This is a genomic window from Arthrobacter sp. TJ-254 (genome assembly GCF_058269175.1).
Genome location: NZ_JBZCNF010000001.1, coordinates 97021 through 113818, shown reverse-complemented (window position 1 = coordinate 113818; position 16798 = coordinate 97021). Strand labels below are relative to the sequence as shown.

The following is a 16798-nucleotide window of genomic DNA, read 5'->3' as shown; positions in this document are numbered from 1 at the left end:
TTACGGCTCCACCGAGTGGATGAGCTGAACGACCCGGGTGAGGACATCCGGGTCCGTTTCCGGCGGAACGCCGTGTCCGAGGTTCACCACGTGCCCGGGTGCGACGCTTCCGGCCTCGAGCACCGCACGCACATGCCGCTCGAGCACCGGCCAGGGGGCGCTCAGCAGCGCGGGATCGATGTTGCCCTGCAGCGGCACGGTGCCGCCCAGGCGCTTGTTGGCCTCATCGAGCGGGAGCCTGTAGTCGACCCCGATCACGTCCACCCCGACGTCGCGCATCGCCACGAGCAGGTCGGAGGTCCCGGTCCCGAAGTGGATCAGCGGTGCGCCAAGGCCCCGGACGTGGTCGAGCGCGCGCGTTGACGCCGGCGCCGCATGCCGCTCGTAGTCCTTGAGGCCCAGTGAACCGGCCCAAGAATCGAAGAGCTGGGCGGCACTGGCTCCCGCCTCAAGCTGCGCCCGCAGGAACTTCCCGGATGCATCGGCAGCCCAGTCGGCGAGCGCGTGCCAGGTGCCGGGGTCGGCGTGCATCATCGTGCGCGGCCCGAGGTGGTCCCGTGAGGGTTTGCCCTCGACCATGTAGGCGGCGAGGGTGAAGGGGGCCCCGGCAAAGCCGATCAGCGGCGTCGAGCCGAGCTCAGCGACGGTAAGCGCGACCGCCTGGCGGATCGGTTCAAGGGATTCCTCGGTGAGCACCGGGAGGGCCGCCACATCGGCCGCGGTGCGCACCGGGGAGCCGAGCACCGGGCCGACGCCCGGAACGATGTCAACGTCGACGCCTGCAAGCTTGAGCGGAATGACGATGTCGGAGAAGAAGATTGCGGCGTCGACGTCGTGGCGCCGGACGGGCTGAAGCGTGATCTCCGAGGCCATCGCCGGATCGAGGCATGCGTCAAGCATCGCCGTGCCGGTGCGCAGCTCCCGATACTCGGGAAGCGACCGCCCGGCCTGGCGCATGAACCAGACGGGCCGGCGGTGGGGTTTCCTGCCGCGGTAGGCCGCCACGAGGGCGGAATTCGAGGTTCGGCCGTCCACCAGCGGGTGGGTTGCTCCAAGGGTCATACCTTGATTCTGCCGAAGATCGCCGCCGATCGTTAACCCGCAGGGGCGGGCACCGGGGCGGGTAACCAAAATCACGCCCGGGCAGAAGCCGAGTTCTCCCGCGGAATCAAGCGGATTCCCGTTTTTGGGTAAGGTGCACCTATTACCTCCAGCGGGCACGACCTCGGTATGCTGAACACGCCGTGGTTTTATTATCTCTTGTTGCGACACACTCGAATGTGGATCTGGAAACTGTTGCCCGCCTCAGCGTCGGAGCACCCCAGGTCCCCTCAGCCGTGCTCGCCGAAGGAACCGCCGTCTCCGGAGCGGTTGTCCTCGCCACCTGCAACCGGTTCGAAATCTACTGCGAAGCTCCGTCCGAGGAAGACGTCGAGGCGGCCCGTTCATCGGTGATCTCCGCGATCAGCAGCTACGCCGGGATTCCCGAATCCTCGGTTTCCTCATCCTTTGTTACAAAGACCGGCGAATCCGTCGCCAAACACCTCTTCGCCGTGGGCGCCGGACTCGACTCGGCGGTGGTCGGCGAGCGCGAGATCGCCGGCCAGGTGCGCCGGGCCCTGATCGAAGCGCAGGCCTCGGGTGCCGCCAGCGGCGGCCTGGTCCGCCTGTTCCAGGCGGCGTCGCGGACCGCCAAGGACGTCGGCGCCCAGACAATCCTCGGCAGCCACGGCCGCTCCATCGTGTCGGTGGCCCTTGAGCTTGCCGGAGACATCTCCGGAAGCACCGACTGGTCGGACCGCAAGGTTGTGCTGTTCGGAACCGGCGCCTACGCCGGCGCGACCATGGCGTTGCTCAACGAGAAGCACTGCACCGACATATCGGTCTTCTCCTCCTCCGGCCGTGCCGAGGCCTTCGTTTCCTCCCGCGGCGGAAAGGCACTGAGCGCCGCGGAACTGCCCGAAGCCATGCGCGGGGCGGACGTGATCATCGGCTGCAGTGGTTCCGACGCCCGCATCGAAGCCTCGGAGCTCGAGACCATCCGCAGCGGCTCCGACAAGCCCCTGGTCGTCGTGGACCTGGCCCTGAGCCACGACTTCGATCCGGCCGTGGCCACCCTCCCGAACGTCGAACTGATCACCCTCGAATCGGTGCGGCTCGCAGCCCCCGCAGAGCAGGCCGACACGCTGCGCCAGGCGAGCGACCTGGTGCAGGAGGCCGCACAGAACTTCCAGCAGCAGCAGACAACCCGCGCGATGGACTCGGCAATTGTTGCGCTGCGCAAGCATACCCAGCAGGTCCTCGACGCCGAGATGGAGCGGGTGCGCGCCCAGCACGGCTGCACCGCTGCCGCCGAGGAAGTCGAGTTCGCCCTTCGCCGCATGGTCCGCCAGCTGCTCCACGTCCCCACGGTGCGGGCACGCGAACTCGCGGCCGACGGCAGGCAGGACGACTACCTCGCGGGCCTTGAAGCCCTGTACGGCCTCGACGTGAAGCCGGCGGCCGAGGCTCCCGCAGTGCCCCTGCGCGCTGCAGATGCGCCGCACGGCTCCGGGCACCCCGGACACGCACAGGCGGTGCAGGACGGCATCCAGTGCCCGGTCGTCCACGAGCCCCCGGCAGCCTCCGCCTGACTCCTCGCCCCCAGCATGTCCCGGCCGGCGAAAATAGGTCCGGCCCGGGCAGGAGCGCGCGGCGACGCGGCCGAAAAGAATCGTCAGTAGACGGGTTTGTCCGGTTCAATCCGCCGAACCCACTCAAGGATTCCGCCGTCGACGTCGAACACCGTGTCGAACCCGCGCGCCCGGAGCCGGCGGACCGTTTCGGCCGAGCGCGCCCCCGACTTGCAGTGGAGGTACACGGTCCGCGTCGGATCCGGGGTGTAGCTGCCCGAGAGGATGCGGTCCTTCGGAACGAGTTCGGCACCGTCGATCCTCACGATCTCGTACTCGCCGGGCTCGCGGACATCGAGAAGGTCGAAGTCGGCCTCTCCCCTGCGCCGGCGCCCCAACAGCCCGGCGAGCTCGGTGACGCTGATTGACGGCGGCGCAGCGGCCGTCGTTCCGGTGCCGCAGAAGGCCTCGTAGTCCTGGAGCTCCCGCACCGGCTCCCGGTCCGGGTCCCTGCGCACCTTGAGCTCCCGCCAGGACATGCCCAGGGCGTCAAAGACAAGGACCCGGCCCAGCAGGGTCCTGCCGATCCCGGTGATCAACTTGATCGCCTCATTCGCCATCACCGAGCCGATCTGCCCGCAGAGGACGCCCAGGACTCCGCCCTCGGCGCAGGAGGGGACGGTTCCCGGGGGCGGCGCCTCCGGGTAGAGGTCGCGGTAGCTGGGCCCATGCCTGTCCCAGAAGACGCTCACCTGGCCGTCGAAGCGCAGGATCGACCCCCAGACGTAAGGCTTGCCCAGCAGCGAGGCAGCGTCATTGACGAGGTAGCGGGTTGCGAAGTTGTCGGTCCCGTCGATCACGAGGTCGTACCCGGAAAACACCTCGAGCGCGTTCCCGGTGTCGAGGCGCAGCGGATGCAGCACAACCTCGACCAGCGGGTTGACCGACCGGATGCTGCGTTGGGCGGACTCGGCCTTGAGGCCGCCGACGTCGCCCACCCCATGGATCACCTGCCGCTGCAGGTTCGAAGTGTCCACCACGTCGTCGTCGACCACCCCGAGGGTGCCAACCCCGGCGGCTGCCAGGTAGAGCAGCACGGGCGAACCGAGACCGCCGGCACCGATCACCAGCACCTTCGCGTTCTTGAGCCGCCGCTGGGCCTCGCTGCCGAACTCGGGGAGCGTGAGGTGGCGGGAGTACCGCTCGGTCTCTTCGCGCGTCAGCTCCGGGAACGGTTCAACGAGCGCCGGAAGGGCGGCTGCCTCGGCCTGCGCGGCGGCAAAATGGGGAGCGCTCATGCACTCAATGTATGCCCGCGCCGCCGCCCCTGCCAGCCGTACGGGGGCGCTGGAGCGCTTCATAGGTAAACTGAACCCGACGACACCAAGGAACAGAGGGTTGCAGGAAGTGAGCGCAGAAGCATCATCGGGCGGAAAGGCCCTGCGGCTGCCGCGGAACGAACGCCGGCGCCAGCTGCTCAATGCCGCCCACGAAGTGTTCGTCGTTCACGGCTTCCACGGCGCCGCGATGGACGATATCGCCGAAGCGGCCAAGGTGAGCAAACCGGTGCTGTACCAGCATTTTCCGGGGAAGCGGGAACTGTACCTTGCCCTGCTTGACAGCCATCTCGCCGAGCTGACGGCCCTGCTGCTCGAGGCGCTGCGGTCCACTGACGACAACAAGCTCCGCGTCCAGGCAACGATGCGCGCGTACTTCAAGTTCATCGCCCAGGACAGCCGGGCCCACCGGCTCGTCTTTGAATCCGATGTCAGCAACGACCCCGATGTCAGCAGCCGGCTCGAGGAGTTCAACGCGCACTTCGCCGCCGAAATCGCCGGCGTCATCGCCGAAGACACCCAGCTGTCCGAGGTCGAAGCCACCCTGCTGGGCCGTGCGCTGGCCGGTATGGCGCAAATCAGCGCCCGCTTTTGGCTTGAGACCGACGGCAGCCTCGACATCGATTCGGCAAGCGAGCTCATCTACCGTTTAGCTTGGCGCGGAATCAGCCGGTTCCCCAAGGAAATCTAGAGTAGGTTTCCAAGAGCTCATTGGTTAACAACACAGGAGGCATCCGCCGTGGAAGTAAGAATCGGTATTCAGCACGTCAACAGGGAGATTCTGCTTGAGTCCTCGGAATCCGCGGATGCGATCGCCGAGACGGTGGCGCAGGCAATGAACGGGGGCGCTGAGCTGCGCCTGACCGACAACAAGGGCCGCAGGGTCATCGTTCCCTCGAGCGTGCTCGGGTACGTGGAGATCGGCGCAGAGGAACAGCGCCGCGTAGGCTTCGGGGCGCTCTAGCCCGGCGGAGTTGCCTGTTGGTTCCGACGGGGGCCGCCCGCCGCTGCGGCGGTCCCCGGTCCGGGACACACCCCCGCACCGCTCAGGCGGTGAGGCCGAGCGCTCCCATCCGGCGTGAATGGTTCCGGGTGAGCTGCGCGAACAGCGCCGTGGTGTGCTCGACGTGGTCGGCCGTATCGGCGAAGAGCAGCCCCCCGAGGAACTCGCGCTCGATCCCGATCCGCTGCGCCTGCGTCAGCGCCTCCCCCACAAGCCGCCTGCCCCACAGAGCCAGACGCGACGCAAGGCGCGGGTCGTCGCCCAGCGCCTGCTTGAGCCTGCGGTGAAGCAGGGGCGTTCCGTCGTCGGCCTCGATCCGTCCGATCAGGTCGCGGGTGGCGGGATCAAGCCGGTCCGCGAGCGCACGGTAGAAGTCCCCCGAAATCGAATCGATGACGTACGCCTTCATCAGCGATTCGTACCAGTCGGCCGGCCGGGTCCGTTCGTGGAACGCGTCGACCGACGCCTGGAAGGGCGCCATCGCCTCTTCAACCTCGACCCCCAGGGCGGCGAGGTGGCTGCTGACGAGTTCGAAGTGCTCGAATTCCTGGACGGCAAGCCTGCCGATGCTGGCCCGGTCGGCAAGGGTCGGTGAGAAGCGCGCATCGGAGGAAAGCCGTTCAAAGCCTGAAAGCTCGCCGTAGGCAATAACCCCCAGCAGGTCGGCAATGAAGCGGGCATACCGCGGATCCTCCACGCGCTCATCGGCCGGCGCTGCTGGGTTCGGGGATGATCCGGCGGTATCCGTGCGGGAATTGACGCCTTCGTTAGCGCGGTTGCTCATTCTCCTAACAGTACAGAAAGCGCGGCCCGCGCAGGCCTCACGCTGTCCTTCGCACAGGCGAAGGCCGGCGAGACGCGGAAGCGGCATGTGGAAAAGGCGTTGACGTCGCTGCGCGGGACCGGCACACCGGCGTAGCGGCGCAGCGGGCCTCCCTGCCGGTAGGCGGGTGCGTGTATTACGGTGAGCGTGTGCCGTTTACGCATCTTGAAATCAGGAACAGCGCTTCGCATCATCACCTCACCCAAGCGCTGAGCGCTCTGCGCGATGACCTCGAACTGAGCGAGGACTTCCCGCTGGAGGTCACCCGGGAAGCCCGGCAGGCCGTAACCGCCTACGAACTGCCGGCCGAGGACCTCACGGATCTTCCCTTCATCACCATCGATCCCCCCGGCTCCACCGACCTCGACCAGGCCGTGCACCTGGAGCGGGCCGGCGCCGGGTACAAGGTCTGGTACGCCATCGCCGACGTCCCCGGATTCGTTGAACCCGGCGGTGCTGTTGATGCCGAGGCGCGGCGGCGGGGCCAGACGATCTACGCCCCCGACGGGCGCATCTCACTGCATCCCGAGGAGATTTCCGAAGACGCCGCGAGCCTGCTGCCCGGGCGGCGCCGCGGCGCTTACGTCTGGGAGTTCGACCTCGACGCCGCCGCTCACGTCTCCTTGGCCACAGTGCGGCGCGCAACGGTGATGAGCCGGGCCCAGCTGACCTACGCACAGGTCGAGGAGCAGCTTCGCTCGGGCACGGCCTCCGACGGGCTGCTGCTCCTGCGGGAGGTCGGCACCAAACGCATCGACCTGGAACTCCAGCGCGGAGGGGCCAGCCTGAACCTGCCCGCCCAGGAGATCGGTTTCGAAAAGGGCCGCTACACCCTCCTCACCGCGCCATCGCTGCCCTCGGAGGACTGGAACGCCCAGATTTCGCTCATGACCGGCATGGCTGCAGCGCAGATCATGCTCGACGGCGGGATCGGCATCCTCCGTACCCTGCCGGCCCCCGATGATGCCGCCCTATCGAAGTTCCGCAGCCAGGCCAGCGCGTGCGGTGCGCCGTGGCCGACGGACGTTGCCTACGGGGAGTTCCTGCGCAGCCTGAACACCGACCACCCCGAACAGCTCGCCCTGATGCATGCCGCAGCGTCCCTGTTCCGCGGCGCCGGCTACACCGCGTTCGACGGCGATGTGCCCGACGCCGTGACCCAGTCGGCCATTGCCGCCCCCTACGCGCACACCACCGCGCCGCTTCGGCGCCTCGTCGATCGGTTCGTTCTCGTCACCTGCGAGGCGCTGTGTGCCGGAGACGAGGTTCCCGGGTGGGTCCGTGAAGCGCTGCCGGAACTGAGCGCCCTGATGGCCGCCTCGAACACAATCGCCTCCCGCCTCGAATCCGGCGCCGTCGACGCCGTCGAGGCCGCCCTGCTCAACGACCGGGTCGGGAGTGTCTTCGATGCCGTCGTGCTCACCGGGTCCAAGCCAAGCAACGGCGACGCCTCGGCAAAAACCCGCCCCACCGGAACGGTCCAGCTGATCCAGCCGCCCATCGAGGCGAAATGCTTCGGAGTGCTCACGGCAGGCATGCGCGTGCGTGTCCGGCTCGTCGAGGCGGACATCCTGCGCCGCACCGTGCGCTTCGAACTCGACGGCGCGCCCGGCGTTGAGACGGCACCGCCCGAGGCGAGCCGCTCGGCAAGGTAGACTTGACGGTATTAATGGATGCCCGGTCGTTATCGCCAATCACCGATGACCCGCAGTACCTCCTCGATCCCGAGTAGTTCCGCCGGCGCTGGCCCTCAACGCCCAGCCGGCACGCAGTTGCAAGCCCGCGATCGGCTTCCACTGGACGCCCTGTGCCTCCAATGTGCTCCGAGCTGGACCCAATCCTTCAGCCGCCGTCGAGCCTTGGTTGCCGCCGGGCCTAATTGAACGGTACCTAATTGAACACTCCGAACACCCCGAACGCTGAGCCCCTGCACCTTCAGGCGGACAACAGCGACGACGCAATCGACGTCGAAGAAAGCCTCGTCACCACCGAGGAGCCGCACAAGGAGGTCCCCGAAACCTTCGCCGACTTCAACGTGCGCCCGGACATCGTCGAGTCGCTCGCCGACGCCGGCATTCTCCACCCCTTCCCCATCCAGGCGATGACGCTGTCGATCGCCCTGGGCGGGCACGACATCATCGGCCAGGCGAAGACCGGAACCGGCAAGACGCTCGGCTTCGGCATCCCCGCCCTGCAGCGGGTTGTCGGCCCCGACGACGCCGGTTACGAGAAGCTGCCGGTGCCCGGGGCCCCCCAGGCGCTCGTCATCGTCCCAACGCGCGAGCTGGCCGTTCAGGTCGCCGGCGACCTCACAACGGCGGCGAAGAAGCGCAACGCGCGGATCGTCACCATCTACGGCGGCAGGGCCTACGAGCCCCAGATCGAGGCGCTGCAGCGCGGCGTCGAGATCGTTGTGGGAACGCCGGGCCGCCTGATCGACCTGCACCGCCAGAAGCTTCTGGTGCTCAAGAATGTCAAGACCGTCGTCCTCGACGAGGCCGACGAGATGCTCGACCTCGGCTTCCTGCCGGACGTCGAAACCCTGATCGCCGCCACGCCCCCGGTGCGCCAGACCCTGCTGTTCTCCGCGACGATGCCCGGCCCCGTCATCGCCATGGCCCGCCGCTACATGACGCAGCCCACGCACATCCGGGCGGCCGATCCCGAGGACGAGGGAATCACCAAGAAGGACATCCGCCAGGTCATCTACCGGGCCCACAACCTCGATAAGGCTGAGGTCGTGGCGCGGATCCTGCAGGCCCGCGGCCGCGGACGCACCATCATCTTCACCAAGACCAAGCGCACCGCAGCAAAGCTCTCCGAGGAGCTGATCGACCGGGGCTTCGCCGCCGGCGCCATCCACGGCGACCTTGGACAGGGCGCCCGCGAGCAGGCGCTCCGTGCCTTCCGCGGCGACAAGATCGATGTCCTGGTGGCCACCGAGGTCGCCGCGCGCGGCATCGATGTCGAAGACATCACCCACGTGATCAACTACCAGTGCCCCGAGGACGAAAAAGCCTACCTGCACCGTGTCGGACGCACCGGCCGGGCCGGCAAGAAGGGCACAGCCGTCACCTTCGTCGACTGGGACGACGTCCCCCGCTGGGGCCTGATCAACAAGGCCCTGGGGCTGAACTCGCCCGAGCCGGTTGAAACCTACTCCTCCTCGCCGCACCTTTTCACGGACCTTGACATCCCCGAGGGAACCAAGGGCCGGCTTCCGCGCAATGCCCGCAAGCTCGCCGGAATCGACGCGGAGGTGCTTGAGGACCTCGGCGAGACCGGCAAGAAGGGCCGCACGGGCGGTGCCTCCTCGGCGGGCCGCGGCGAGGAGGCACGTGGCGGCAGCGGCCGCTCCGGCCGTTCGTGGTCCCGCTCCGGCGCGGGCCGGTCAGACAACCCTGAACCGCGCGGACAGTCCGACGCCGCCGGCAGCCGCCGCCGTCGTCCGGCTGCCGCCGGTTCCGACAGCGGCACCGAGGCTCCCGCCGCGGCAGGCACCTCTCCCGAGCGGCCCCGCCGCAGCCGCACGCGCAGGCGCAACGGCGAGGTCGTTGCCAAGCCCGCCGGCGGCACGGAGGACTAGGCGGCAATGACGGTACCTGTCTGGACCCCGGACGGCGACAACCTCGTGGTCCACGCAGACAACGCCGACTATCTTCCAACGCTGCCCGATGCCTCGTTCGCGATGGTCTACGTGGACCCGCCCTTCAACACGGGGCGGGCCCAGCGGCGGCAGCAGACAACGATGGTGCGCAGCGAGCCCGGAACCGGCGACCGGGTCGGGTTCAAGGGCATGAGCTACTCCACCGTCAAGGGGATGCTCGCCAGCTATGACGACGCGTTCGAGGATTACTGGGAGTTCCTCGCACCGCGCCTCGTCGAGGCCTGGCGGCTCCTCTCGGACGAGGGGACGCTCTACCTGCACCTGGACTACCGGGAAGTCCACTACGCCAAGGTGATGCTTGACGCCCTGTTCGGGCGGGAATGCTTCCTCAACGAGATCATCTGGGCGTACGACTACGGCGCCCGGGCCAAGCGGAAGTGGCCCGCGAAGCACGACAACATCCTGGTGTACGTGAAGAACCCTGAGCGATACCACTTCGACAGTGCGGAAGTGGACCGCGAGCCGTACATGGCGCCCGGGCTCGTGACGCCGGAGAAGGCGGCGCTGGGCAAGCTGCCAACGGACGTGTGGTGGCACACGATCGTCTCCCCCACCGGCCGGGAAAAGACGGGATACCCGACGCAAAAACCGGAGGGACTCCTGCGGCGCGCCGTCGCAGCAAGCAGCCGCGAGGGCGACTGGGTGCTCGACTTTTTCGCAGGATCCGGGACCCTCGGCGCCGTTGCGGGGAAACTTGGCCGCAGGTTCGTCTGCGTTGACCAAAACCCGCAGGCGGTGGCGGTCATGCGCACACGGCTCGCCGCGTACTGCGGAGCCGAGGCCGGGCGCACGCCGGCCTGAGTGCACCCGGACCGGGCGCAGCTTTGCCCAGCCCGTCGTCCGGTCAGCGCAGGGCGCGGCCGGTGGCGCGTTCGGCGATGCGCGCGAGCGCGTCGGGCTGGGTGAGGTTCTCGCCCAGCCGGTTGGGTTTGCCCGTCCCGTGATAGTCGCTGGACCCTGTCACCAAGAGGTCGTGCCGGGCGGCGATCCGGTGCAATTCGATCCGTGACGGCTCGGGGTTGTCGCGGTGGTCGATCTCCAGCCCGAGGAGCCCGGCGTCGATCATGTCGTTGAACACGGGGTTTCCCACCACCCTGCCCCGGTTGGAGGCGCAGGGGTGGGCGAACACCGGAACCCCTCCGGCGAGGCGGATCAGCTCGACAGCCTCGGCGGGCGGCGGCGCGTAGTGCCCCACCCAGTACTTTGAACGCACTGTGAGGATCTTCTCGAACGCCTCGCTGCGTGTGGGCACCGCCTTCAGCGCCACCAGCGCGTCGGCGATGTGCGGACGCCCCACCGTTGCGCCGTCGCTGAGGTGCTCCTGGACGAGGTCCCACGAGATCGGAAAGTCTTCGGACAGGAGTTCAACCATCCGGCGGGCCCGGGTCCGGCGTGCGGTGCGGGAGCGTTCGATCTCGGCACGCAGGCCCGGGTGCTCCGGGTCGTGAAGGTAGGACAGGACGTGGACGCTGATCCCGGTGTCGGTCTGGCAGGAGACTTCCATACCGGGGACGAAGGTCACCCCGAGGGCCTCGGCCCGCGCGGCGGCGGCGTTCCAGCCTCCTGTCGAATCGTGGTCGGTCAGCGCCACGGCATCGAGCCCGGCCCGATGCGCCGACTCAATCAGCTCCGCGGGATCTTCGGTGCCGTCGGAGATGTTTGAGTGCGTGTGCAGGTCAATTCTCACCACCCCAATCTACGCCCTGCACAAAGGGGCAGCGCACCCGCAGCGGGCCGGATCCGCCGCGGCATTTGGCCCGCGGAGCCCCGGGGTGCAGCCCCGCGCCCAAATGTTTGGCCGCCCGAGGGACCGGTGAGACGATGATCGGGTGACTACAGCAGAGAATCCGAAAGCGCCAATGACCGAACCCGATGCCACCCCGGTGACCCCGGAAGAGCAGCCCCTATCCAGCCGCAACGAAAACCGGTCACAGCGCCCGGATTCGGATGCCTTCAAGGCCTTCATGGCCTCAAGCTGGGCCGCCGACGCCTCCGAACTGCCGGAGAAGGCGCCCGTGGCGTCCTTCGCGGCCCGGCGGCGCAGGGCCATCTCCGAGCAGTTCCCGGGTGAGCGCCTCGTCGTGCCCGCCGGCCCGCTGAAGGTGCGCTCGAACGACACCGACTACCGCTTCCGCCCCCACTCCGGATTCGCGCACCTCACCGGTCTCGGGCTCGACCACGAGCCCGAGGGGGTGCTGGTCATGGAACCCGTCGAGAACGGCACGGGCGACGACGGCGGAAACCACGCCGCCACCCTGTATTTCCGTGAGCTCGCCGGCCGCGACAGCGCGGAGTTCTACGCCAATGCGCGGTACGGAGAGTTCTGGATCGGCCCGCGCCCCTCCCGCGCCCAGCTCGGAGCCCAGCTCGCCCTCGAGACCGCGGACCTCGCCGAGCTCGAGACCGCGATCACCAAGGACGCCGGAGTGCCGCAGATCGGGGGGCGCAGCATCCGCCTGCTGCGCGAGGTCGACTTCAACGTCGACGCGCTCGTGGACACCTCCCGCATCAACACCGGCGTCGACCTGGAGAAGTCCGACGCGCTCGATGCCAAGCTCGCCGAGGCCCTCTCGGAACTGCGCCTGATCAAGGACGAATGGGAGATTGAGCAGCTCCGCACGGCGGTCGCCGCGACGGTCAACGGCTTCCATGAGGTGGTCCGCCAGCTCCCGCGGGCGATCTCCCACCCGCGGGGCGAGCGCGTCGTCGAGGGTGCGTTCTTCGCACGCGCCCGGGAGGAGGGCAACGACCTCGGGTACGACACGATCGCAGCCTCAGGGAACAATGCGACGGTGCTCCACTGGATCCGCAACAACGGCCGCGTCGACGCCGGGGACCTGCTGCTTCTCGACGCCGGCGTCGAAGCGGAAAGCCTCTACACCGCCGACGTCACGCGCACCATCCCGGTCAACGGCACGTACTCCGAGGTGCAGCGCCGGGTCTACATGGCCGTGCTCGAGGCCGCCGACGCAGGATTCGCCGCAGCGCAGCCGGGGCGGAAGTTCCGCGACGTGCACACTGCCGCGGTGACCGTCCTGGCCGAGCGTCTCAACGAATGGAACCTGCTGCCCGCACCGCTTGAGCAGGTCCTCTCCTCCGAGGGCCAGCAGCACCGGCGGTGGATGCCCCACGGCACGAGCCACCACCTGGGCATGGACGTCCACGACTGCGCCCAGGCCCGGAGGGAGCTGTACCTCGACGGGGTCATCACCGAGGGCATGGTCTTCACCATTGAACCCGGGCTCTACTTCAAGGCAGAAGACCTTTCGGTTCCCGAGGAGTACCGCGGGATCGGCGTGCGTATTGAAGACGACATCCTCATCACTGCGGATGGCCCCGTCAACCTCAGCGCCGCGCTCCCCCGCGATCCTGACGACGTCGAAGCCTGGATGGCGGGAATCTACAGCCCCACCGGCGAGTAGCCTTCCACATCCCGTCAACAGCGAAGTGCCCGGCACCGATTCCCGGTGCCGGGCACTTCGCTGTCTTCGCCGCTTGTCGCCTGCGCTCGGTTCTGGCCGCCGGCCGCGCCGGTCAGCGGTCCTTGGGTGGCTGGACCTGCGTTGAGCCGGAGGCCTCGGGGCGGGCCTCGGGCTCGGAGCCGGGGTCTCCGCGGGGAGGTGCAGGAGTATCAACCCGCACCCCGTACTGCGGGCGTCCGTCGGGGAGGTCGGGGAACTGCCCGCGCCGCGGTCCTTCCGGCTCCGCGGCTGGCCCCTCGGCGTCCGGCGCTGCGTCGGCCGGTGCCGCCGGCACGGCCGGCCGGGCCTCCTGCGGAACCTGGGGCCTGGCCTCGGGCTGTCCGGCAGCACCCTGCGGAGGTCCCCAGACCGCACCGCCGCCCGGGTGCTGGGCCTGGCCGTTCATCGGCAGGTCCTGGAGCCTGCGGCGGGCGTCGGCTGCAACCGTCGGGTCAACGATCACGTCGTAGCTCGTCGCGACGACCTGGCTGGTGGAGGTGAAGTCGCGCTTGCCCCGCTGGAACGCATAGGTGAGCACTCCGAAGAGCATCCAGAAGACGGCACCGAGCGCCATCGAGGAGAGCAGGCTCGTGTAGGGCTCACTTCCCCCGAAGAGGGTGAGGATGAGGCCGACGAAGAAGCCGAACCAGGCGCCCGTCGCGGCGCTGGCCAGCGCGACGCGGGGGTAGCTGAGCCGGCCGGTGACCCGCTCGACGGTCTTGATGTCATTGCCGATGATCGAGACCCGTTCGACGGGAAACTTATTGTCCGCCAGATAGTCGACGGCCTTTTGCGCGTCGAGGTAGGCGGTGTACCGGCCCACGGTCTCACCGCGCGGGAGCGTGCGGGATTCATCGCGGGAGGGTGTGCGTCCAAGAGGATTCGACATGGGCCCATTCTTCACCACATCCGGCCCACCGCGCTGGAGTATCGCTGGGAGTGAACTCGCGCCGCTTCCTCCTGTCCCCTGTCCACGCGGAGCACCGAAGGCTGCTAGTTCCCTTCGCGCTCCCGCAGCCTCGCCCGGTGGGCGGCGACGTTCGCCTTGTTGCCGCAGGTCTCGAAGGAGTCCCATTTCTGCGTGCGGCTCCGGGTGGCGTCGTAGAACGCCATGTCGCACAGGTGGTTCGGGCACACGCGCAGGCGCGGCCAGCCGTTCGCCTCGACGAGGGTGTGCACCGCTGCTGCGATGCCTCCCAGGTCGGCGTCGCCCGCGACGGGCCGCAGCCGAAACTTCCGAGGGTTTGAACACACGCTTGAAGGTCATCGAGCTGAGCAGTTCCGACACCTCTGACCATGCGCACTCCTGATCCGCCGGGTCTTCATCCAGAGTCCGGAACAGCGCATCGCGCAGCCGTCCGACGGCATCCAGATCGGGTGGCCCGGCGTGCTTCCCGCCGGCGCGTGCTGCTCCGGGACGAAAACAACATCGCCGACCACGGTTTCGCTGCAATCCTGCTCGACGTCGACGACGTCCGGCTCTCCGGCTGAACCCGCAGGTTCAGCCCGGCATCGCCTGGACCTCGGCTGGACGAAAGGCGGGTTGCGCGTTCATCCAGATGCCGGATGAGTGAAAGGCGCCACCAACTGCGGTGGCTCCACCCGCACCGGCGGATGTCAGAGCGCCGGAGCCGCCGTCACCGATTCCCGAAGGCTGCTCGACTCACTCACACGCCCCTCGGCGAGCGTCGGAGACGGGAGGACCGGCGAGGAAGAGGTGCTCGACGAAGCCGTCGTTGAAGGTCCGGACGCTGCGCGTGTTGCGGTGGAGCCGGCGCATGCCGCAAGTGTTGCGGCGGCCAGGAAGGTCAGGGCCGCTGCACGCAGCGACGTGAAATTTGCCATCGGATCCTCTTCGGTCGGGCTGGGCGGTTCGGGAAGGGTCGGGTAGAGGGCAGCGGTTCAGGCAGCCAGGGCCGTGACCTGATGAACCCGGCCGGCCTCGGCGAGGCTCTCCCCCGCGGCGATCGGGTCAAGCAACAGACAAACTTGCTCCTCTGTGAGCAACTGGGGAAAACTGATGGCGAGATGGGCCATCGTCATTGCGGCAACCATCCAGTAGGTTCCCTCGACCCGGCCCATGGTCCGGGCAACGAGCGCCCGCAGGGCCGCGCGGTCGATCACCTGGGTCTTCGGGGCAACCCGGACTGCGGTGCTGCTGTACAGGGTGTGCGACTGGATGAACTCGTAGCGCTCCGCAATGGCCTGAAGCTGGGCCGGGGTCCAGTCGGTTCCAAAGATGCGGTCCGCGGGGATGACTGCGGTTTCCATCGTTGCTCCTCGATGCGCCGGGTGATTCTAGTAGTTCAAATGTAGGACAGTTGGATCCTTGCCTAGTACCAACTTCTGCGGCTGCGATATAATTCCCATATGGCACAAAGAAGCTACGACGACTCTTGTGGAGCGGCCCTCGCGATGGACGCGGTGGGCGAGCGGTGGTCGATGCTGGTTGTCCGCGAGCTCCTGCTTGGACCCAAGCGATTCAGCGACCTGCGGGCCGGCCTGCCCAACGCAAGTCCAAACGTCCTGAGCCAGCGCCTCAAGGACCTCGAGGGATCCGGCCTCCTCCATCGCGTCAAGCTGGGCCCGCCGGCGAGCGTTCCGGCCTACGAACTTACCGAGCGCGGGTACCAGCTTGAGACAATCCTTCTCGAACTCTCGCGGTGGGGCTCCCATATCGCACACCGGCCGACCAAGGGCATGAGCTCCGACGCCTTTATCCTCCTGCTGAAGGCGCTCTACTACCCCCCAACGGAGTCGATGTTCGAGGCGAAGCTTCGCCTTCATATCGGGCGGGACGTCTTCACGGTTTCCGTTACGCCCCAGTCAATCGATGTCCGGCGGACCCCGGCCGGATCGGTCGACGTGGACGTGACAGGCGATGTGCTTGCCCTGTGGGACCTGATCTTCAGTGGAGAGATGGTCCCGGATGCCCTCGCCTCCGGGCGGATCACCTTGGAGGGCGACCCCGCCGTCGCGGCTGAATTCTTCACCCTCTTCTCCGTACCGCCTACGCAGCTGCGCGGGGTTGCCGAACTGGCCAGCTAAGCCTCGAACTCCCGGCCAGCCCCGCCAGGGCATGGCCGACCGCTCCACCGCGCCCATCCCGCGGCAAGGTCGAGCGGGTGCGGCGGGGCGCGCTCCCTGCGCAACCGCGGGCGAGCGCGCAACCACCTGACGCCTATGCCTGCTCCCACTGGAGGGCCCGTACAGCCGGCGCAGCGCAGCCTCAGGAAGGGCTCCTGCGGAGCGATCGGGGTTCCCGCGCCTTGGAAGCCTCCCCCCGCTTTCTCCGAACAAGGAATTATCGCCGGCTGGTGCGAGTTGGTAGTTTACTGGGACTGAATAGTCCTAACCGAGGACATGATACCTGCGTGGTACACAGCCTGGCGGCCCATACGGTCCGACAGACCAGAAAAACGCTCCCGCGCGCTTCCTCGCACCACTTCCCCCTCCCCCGCCCCTCAAGGACACCCAAGGAGATCCCGATGGCGCTTTCGGATCACGAGCAGAGATTGTTCGACCAGCTTGAGAAACAGTTCCGGGACGACGACCCCCAGCTTGCCGCGGCACTGGCCCCAGCCCCAACCTCCGCCGTCTCGAACCGCCGGATCGTCCTCGGCGTGCTCGCCGACCTCGCCGGGTTCCTGACCCTGCTCATCGCGGTAATGCTGTCCAACCCGACCACCAGCATCCTGGTCGGCATCCTTGGCTTCACGACAATGGGCGCCGGAATCTACTTCGCCCTCGCAAACGCCACCCCGGGGCCGCGGTTCCGGGAAGCCGAGTAGGCGCCGGCACCCCCTCCCCGTCCCCCGTCGATGCCCGCCCGGGGCTCCGGCGGTGCCCGTCCGGTGGGAGCCAGGGCTCAAAACCGTCACCGAATACACCGGAA

At 68.0% G+C, this 16798-nt stretch carries 17 protein-coding genes; 10 read left to right on the top strand and 7 right to left on the bottom strand.

Going from position 1 to position 16798, the window contains the following annotated elements:
* On the bottom strand, positions 1-1062 hold the full coding sequence (hemE, locus tag AC4D14_RS00575; protein ID WP_490899628.1) for a uroporphyrinogen decarboxylase: 1062 nt from the start codon (positions 1060-1062) through the stop codon (positions 1-3).
* Positions 1063-1244: 182 nt separating this feature from the next.
* On the opposite strand from hemE, the gene AC4D14_RS00570 reads away from it, so the two are divergent.
* The gene (locus tag AC4D14_RS00570) at positions 1245-2633 is read left to right on the top strand and encodes a glutamyl-tRNA reductase (protein WP_490899627.1); all 1389 of its coding nucleotides are present in this window, start codon (positions 1245-1247) and stop codon (positions 2631-2633) included.
* A gap of 83 nt (positions 2634-2716) precedes the next feature.
* On the opposite strand, the gene moeB is transcribed toward AC4D14_RS00570, so the two are convergent.
* Positions 2717-3910, bottom strand: a complete 1194-nt coding sequence (gene moeB, locus AC4D14_RS00565; protein WP_490899626.1) for a molybdopterin-synthase adenylyltransferase MoeB — start codon at positions 3908-3910, stop codon at positions 2717-2719.
* Between the two features lie 109 nt (positions 3911-4019).
* Between moeB and AC4D14_RS00560 the strand changes: the two genes are divergently transcribed.
* Both AC4D14_RS00560 and AC4D14_RS00555 read left to right on the top strand, forming a co-directional pair.
* Positions 4020-4640, top strand: a complete 621-nt coding sequence (locus AC4D14_RS00560; protein ID WP_490899625.1) for a TetR/AcrR family transcriptional regulator — start codon at positions 4020-4022, stop codon at positions 4638-4640.
* 48 nt (positions 4641-4688) lie between these two features.
* Positions 4689-4913 carry a DUF3107 domain-containing protein gene (locus AC4D14_RS00555; protein WP_490899624.1) on the top strand — a complete coding sequence of 75 codons (225 nt, stop codon included), beginning with the start codon at positions 4689-4691 and terminating at the stop codon, positions 4911-4913.
* A gap of 82 nt (positions 4914-4995) precedes the next feature.
* Here AC4D14_RS00555 and AC4D14_RS00550 read toward each other — a convergent pair whose 3' ends face one another.
* Positions 4996-5736: a ferritin-like fold-containing protein gene (locus AC4D14_RS00550; RefSeq protein ID WP_490899623.1), complete on the bottom strand. Its 741-nt coding sequence runs from the start codon at positions 5734-5736 to the stop codon at positions 4996-4998.
* Positions 5737-5924: 188 nt separating this feature from the next.
* Here AC4D14_RS00550 and AC4D14_RS00545 point away from each other — a divergent pair, with 188 nt between their 5' ends.
* From AC4D14_RS00545 to AC4D14_RS00535, 3 genes are all read left to right on the top strand, one after another.
* Positions 5925-7430, top strand: coding sequence for an RNB domain-containing ribonuclease (locus AC4D14_RS00545; RefSeq protein ID WP_490899622.1), 1506 nt, complete (start codon positions 5925-5927; stop codon positions 7428-7430).
* Between the two features lie 239 nt (positions 7431-7669).
* Positions 7670-9361 (top strand): DEAD/DEAH box helicase, encoded by a 1692-nt coding sequence (locus AC4D14_RS00540; protein ID WP_490899621.1) that lies wholly within the window; start codon positions 7670-7672, stop codon positions 9359-9361.
* Between the two features lie 6 nt (positions 9362-9367).
* The gene (locus AC4D14_RS00535) at positions 9368-10243 is read left to right on the top strand and encodes a DNA-methyltransferase (protein WP_490899620.1); all 876 of its coding nucleotides are present in this window, start codon (positions 9368-9370) and stop codon (positions 10241-10243) included.
* Positions 10244-10286: 43 nt separating this feature from the next.
* Here AC4D14_RS00535 and AC4D14_RS00530 read toward each other — a convergent pair whose 3' ends face one another.
* Positions 10287-11129, bottom strand: a complete 843-nt coding sequence (locus tag AC4D14_RS00530) for a PHP domain-containing protein (RefSeq protein ID WP_490899619.1) — start codon at positions 11127-11129, stop codon at positions 10287-10289.
* A 172-nt stretch (positions 11130-11301) separates the two neighbouring features.
* Between AC4D14_RS00530 and AC4D14_RS00525 the strand changes: the two genes are divergently transcribed.
* Positions 11302-12864 carry an aminopeptidase P family protein gene (locus AC4D14_RS00525; protein ID WP_490899618.1) on the top strand — a complete coding sequence of 521 codons (1563 nt, stop codon included), beginning with the start codon at positions 11302-11304 and terminating at the stop codon, positions 12862-12864.
* A gap of 112 nt (positions 12865-12976) precedes the next feature.
* Here AC4D14_RS00525 and AC4D14_RS00520 read toward each other — a convergent pair whose 3' ends face one another.
* Positions 12977-13792, bottom strand: coding sequence for a YflT domain-containing protein (locus AC4D14_RS00520; RefSeq protein ID WP_490899617.1), 816 nt, complete (start codon positions 13790-13792; stop codon positions 12977-12979).
* A gap of 104 nt (positions 13793-13896) precedes the next feature.
* Positions 13897-14157, bottom strand: coding sequence for a CGNR zinc finger domain-containing protein (locus AC4D14_RS00515; RefSeq protein WP_490899616.1), 261 nt, complete (start codon positions 14155-14157; stop codon positions 13897-13899).
* A gap of 316 nt (positions 14158-14473) precedes the next feature.
* Here AC4D14_RS00515 and AC4D14_RS00510 point away from each other — a divergent pair, with 316 nt between their 5' ends.
* Positions 14474-14794, top strand: coding sequence for a hypothetical protein (locus AC4D14_RS00510; protein ID WP_490899615.1), 321 nt, complete (start codon positions 14474-14476; stop codon positions 14792-14794).
* Positions 14795-14805: 11 nt separating this feature from the next.
* On the opposite strand, the gene AC4D14_RS00505 is transcribed toward AC4D14_RS00510, so the two are convergent.
* Positions 14806-15174: a hypothetical protein gene (locus tag AC4D14_RS00505; protein WP_490899614.1), complete on the bottom strand. Its 369-nt coding sequence runs from the start codon at positions 15172-15174 to the stop codon at positions 14806-14808.
* A gap of 99 nt (positions 15175-15273) precedes the next feature.
* Between AC4D14_RS00505 and AC4D14_RS00500 the strand changes: the two genes are divergently transcribed.
* Positions 15274-15951 (top strand): winged helix-turn-helix transcriptional regulator, encoded by a 678-nt coding sequence (locus AC4D14_RS00500; RefSeq protein ID WP_490899613.1) that lies wholly within the window; start codon positions 15274-15276, stop codon positions 15949-15951.
* A gap of 440 nt (positions 15952-16391) precedes the next feature.
* Entirely contained in the window at positions 16392-16694 is a 303-nt protein-coding gene (locus AC4D14_RS00495; protein WP_490899612.1) for a DUF3040 domain-containing protein, read from the top strand.
* The last annotated feature ends 104 nt before the right edge of the window (positions 16695-16798 follow it).

What these genes read in the sequence shown, in the direction of transcription:
- hemE (WP_490899628.1), bottom strand. Translation starts at nt 1,062, where the DNA reads ATGACCCTTGGAGCAACCCACCCGCTGGTGGACGGCCGAACCTCGAAT.
- AC4D14_RS00535 (WP_490899620.1), top strand. Translation starts at nt 9,368, where the DNA reads ATGACGGTACCTGTCTGGACCCCGGACGGCGACAACCTCGTGGTCCAC.
- AC4D14_RS00550 (WP_490899623.1), bottom strand. Translation starts at nt 5,736, where the DNA reads ATGAGCAACCGCGCTAACGAAGGCGTCAATTCCCGCACGGATACCGCC.
- AC4D14_RS00520 (WP_490899617.1), bottom strand. Translation starts at nt 13,792, where the DNA reads ATGTCGAATCCTCTTGGACGCACACCCTCCCGCGATGAATCCCGCACG.
- moeB (WP_490899626.1), bottom strand. Translation starts at nt 3,910, where the DNA reads ATGAGCGCTCCCCATTTTGCCGCCGCGCAGGCCGAGGCAGCCGCCCTT.
- AC4D14_RS00505 (WP_490899614.1), bottom strand. Translation starts at nt 15,174, where the DNA reads ATGGAAACCGCAGTCATCCCCGCGGACCGCATCTTTGGAACCGACTGG.
- AC4D14_RS00500 (WP_490899613.1), top strand. Translation starts at nt 15,274, where the DNA reads ATGGCACAAAGAAGCTACGACGACTCTTGTGGAGCGGCCCTCGCGATG.
- AC4D14_RS00495 (WP_490899612.1), top strand. Translation starts at nt 16,392, where the DNA reads ATGGCGCTTTCGGATCACGAGCAGAGATTGTTCGACCAGCTTGAGAAA.
- AC4D14_RS00525 (WP_490899618.1), top strand. Translation starts at nt 11,302, where the DNA reads ATGACCGAACCCGATGCCACCCCGGTGACCCCGGAAGAGCAGCCCCTA.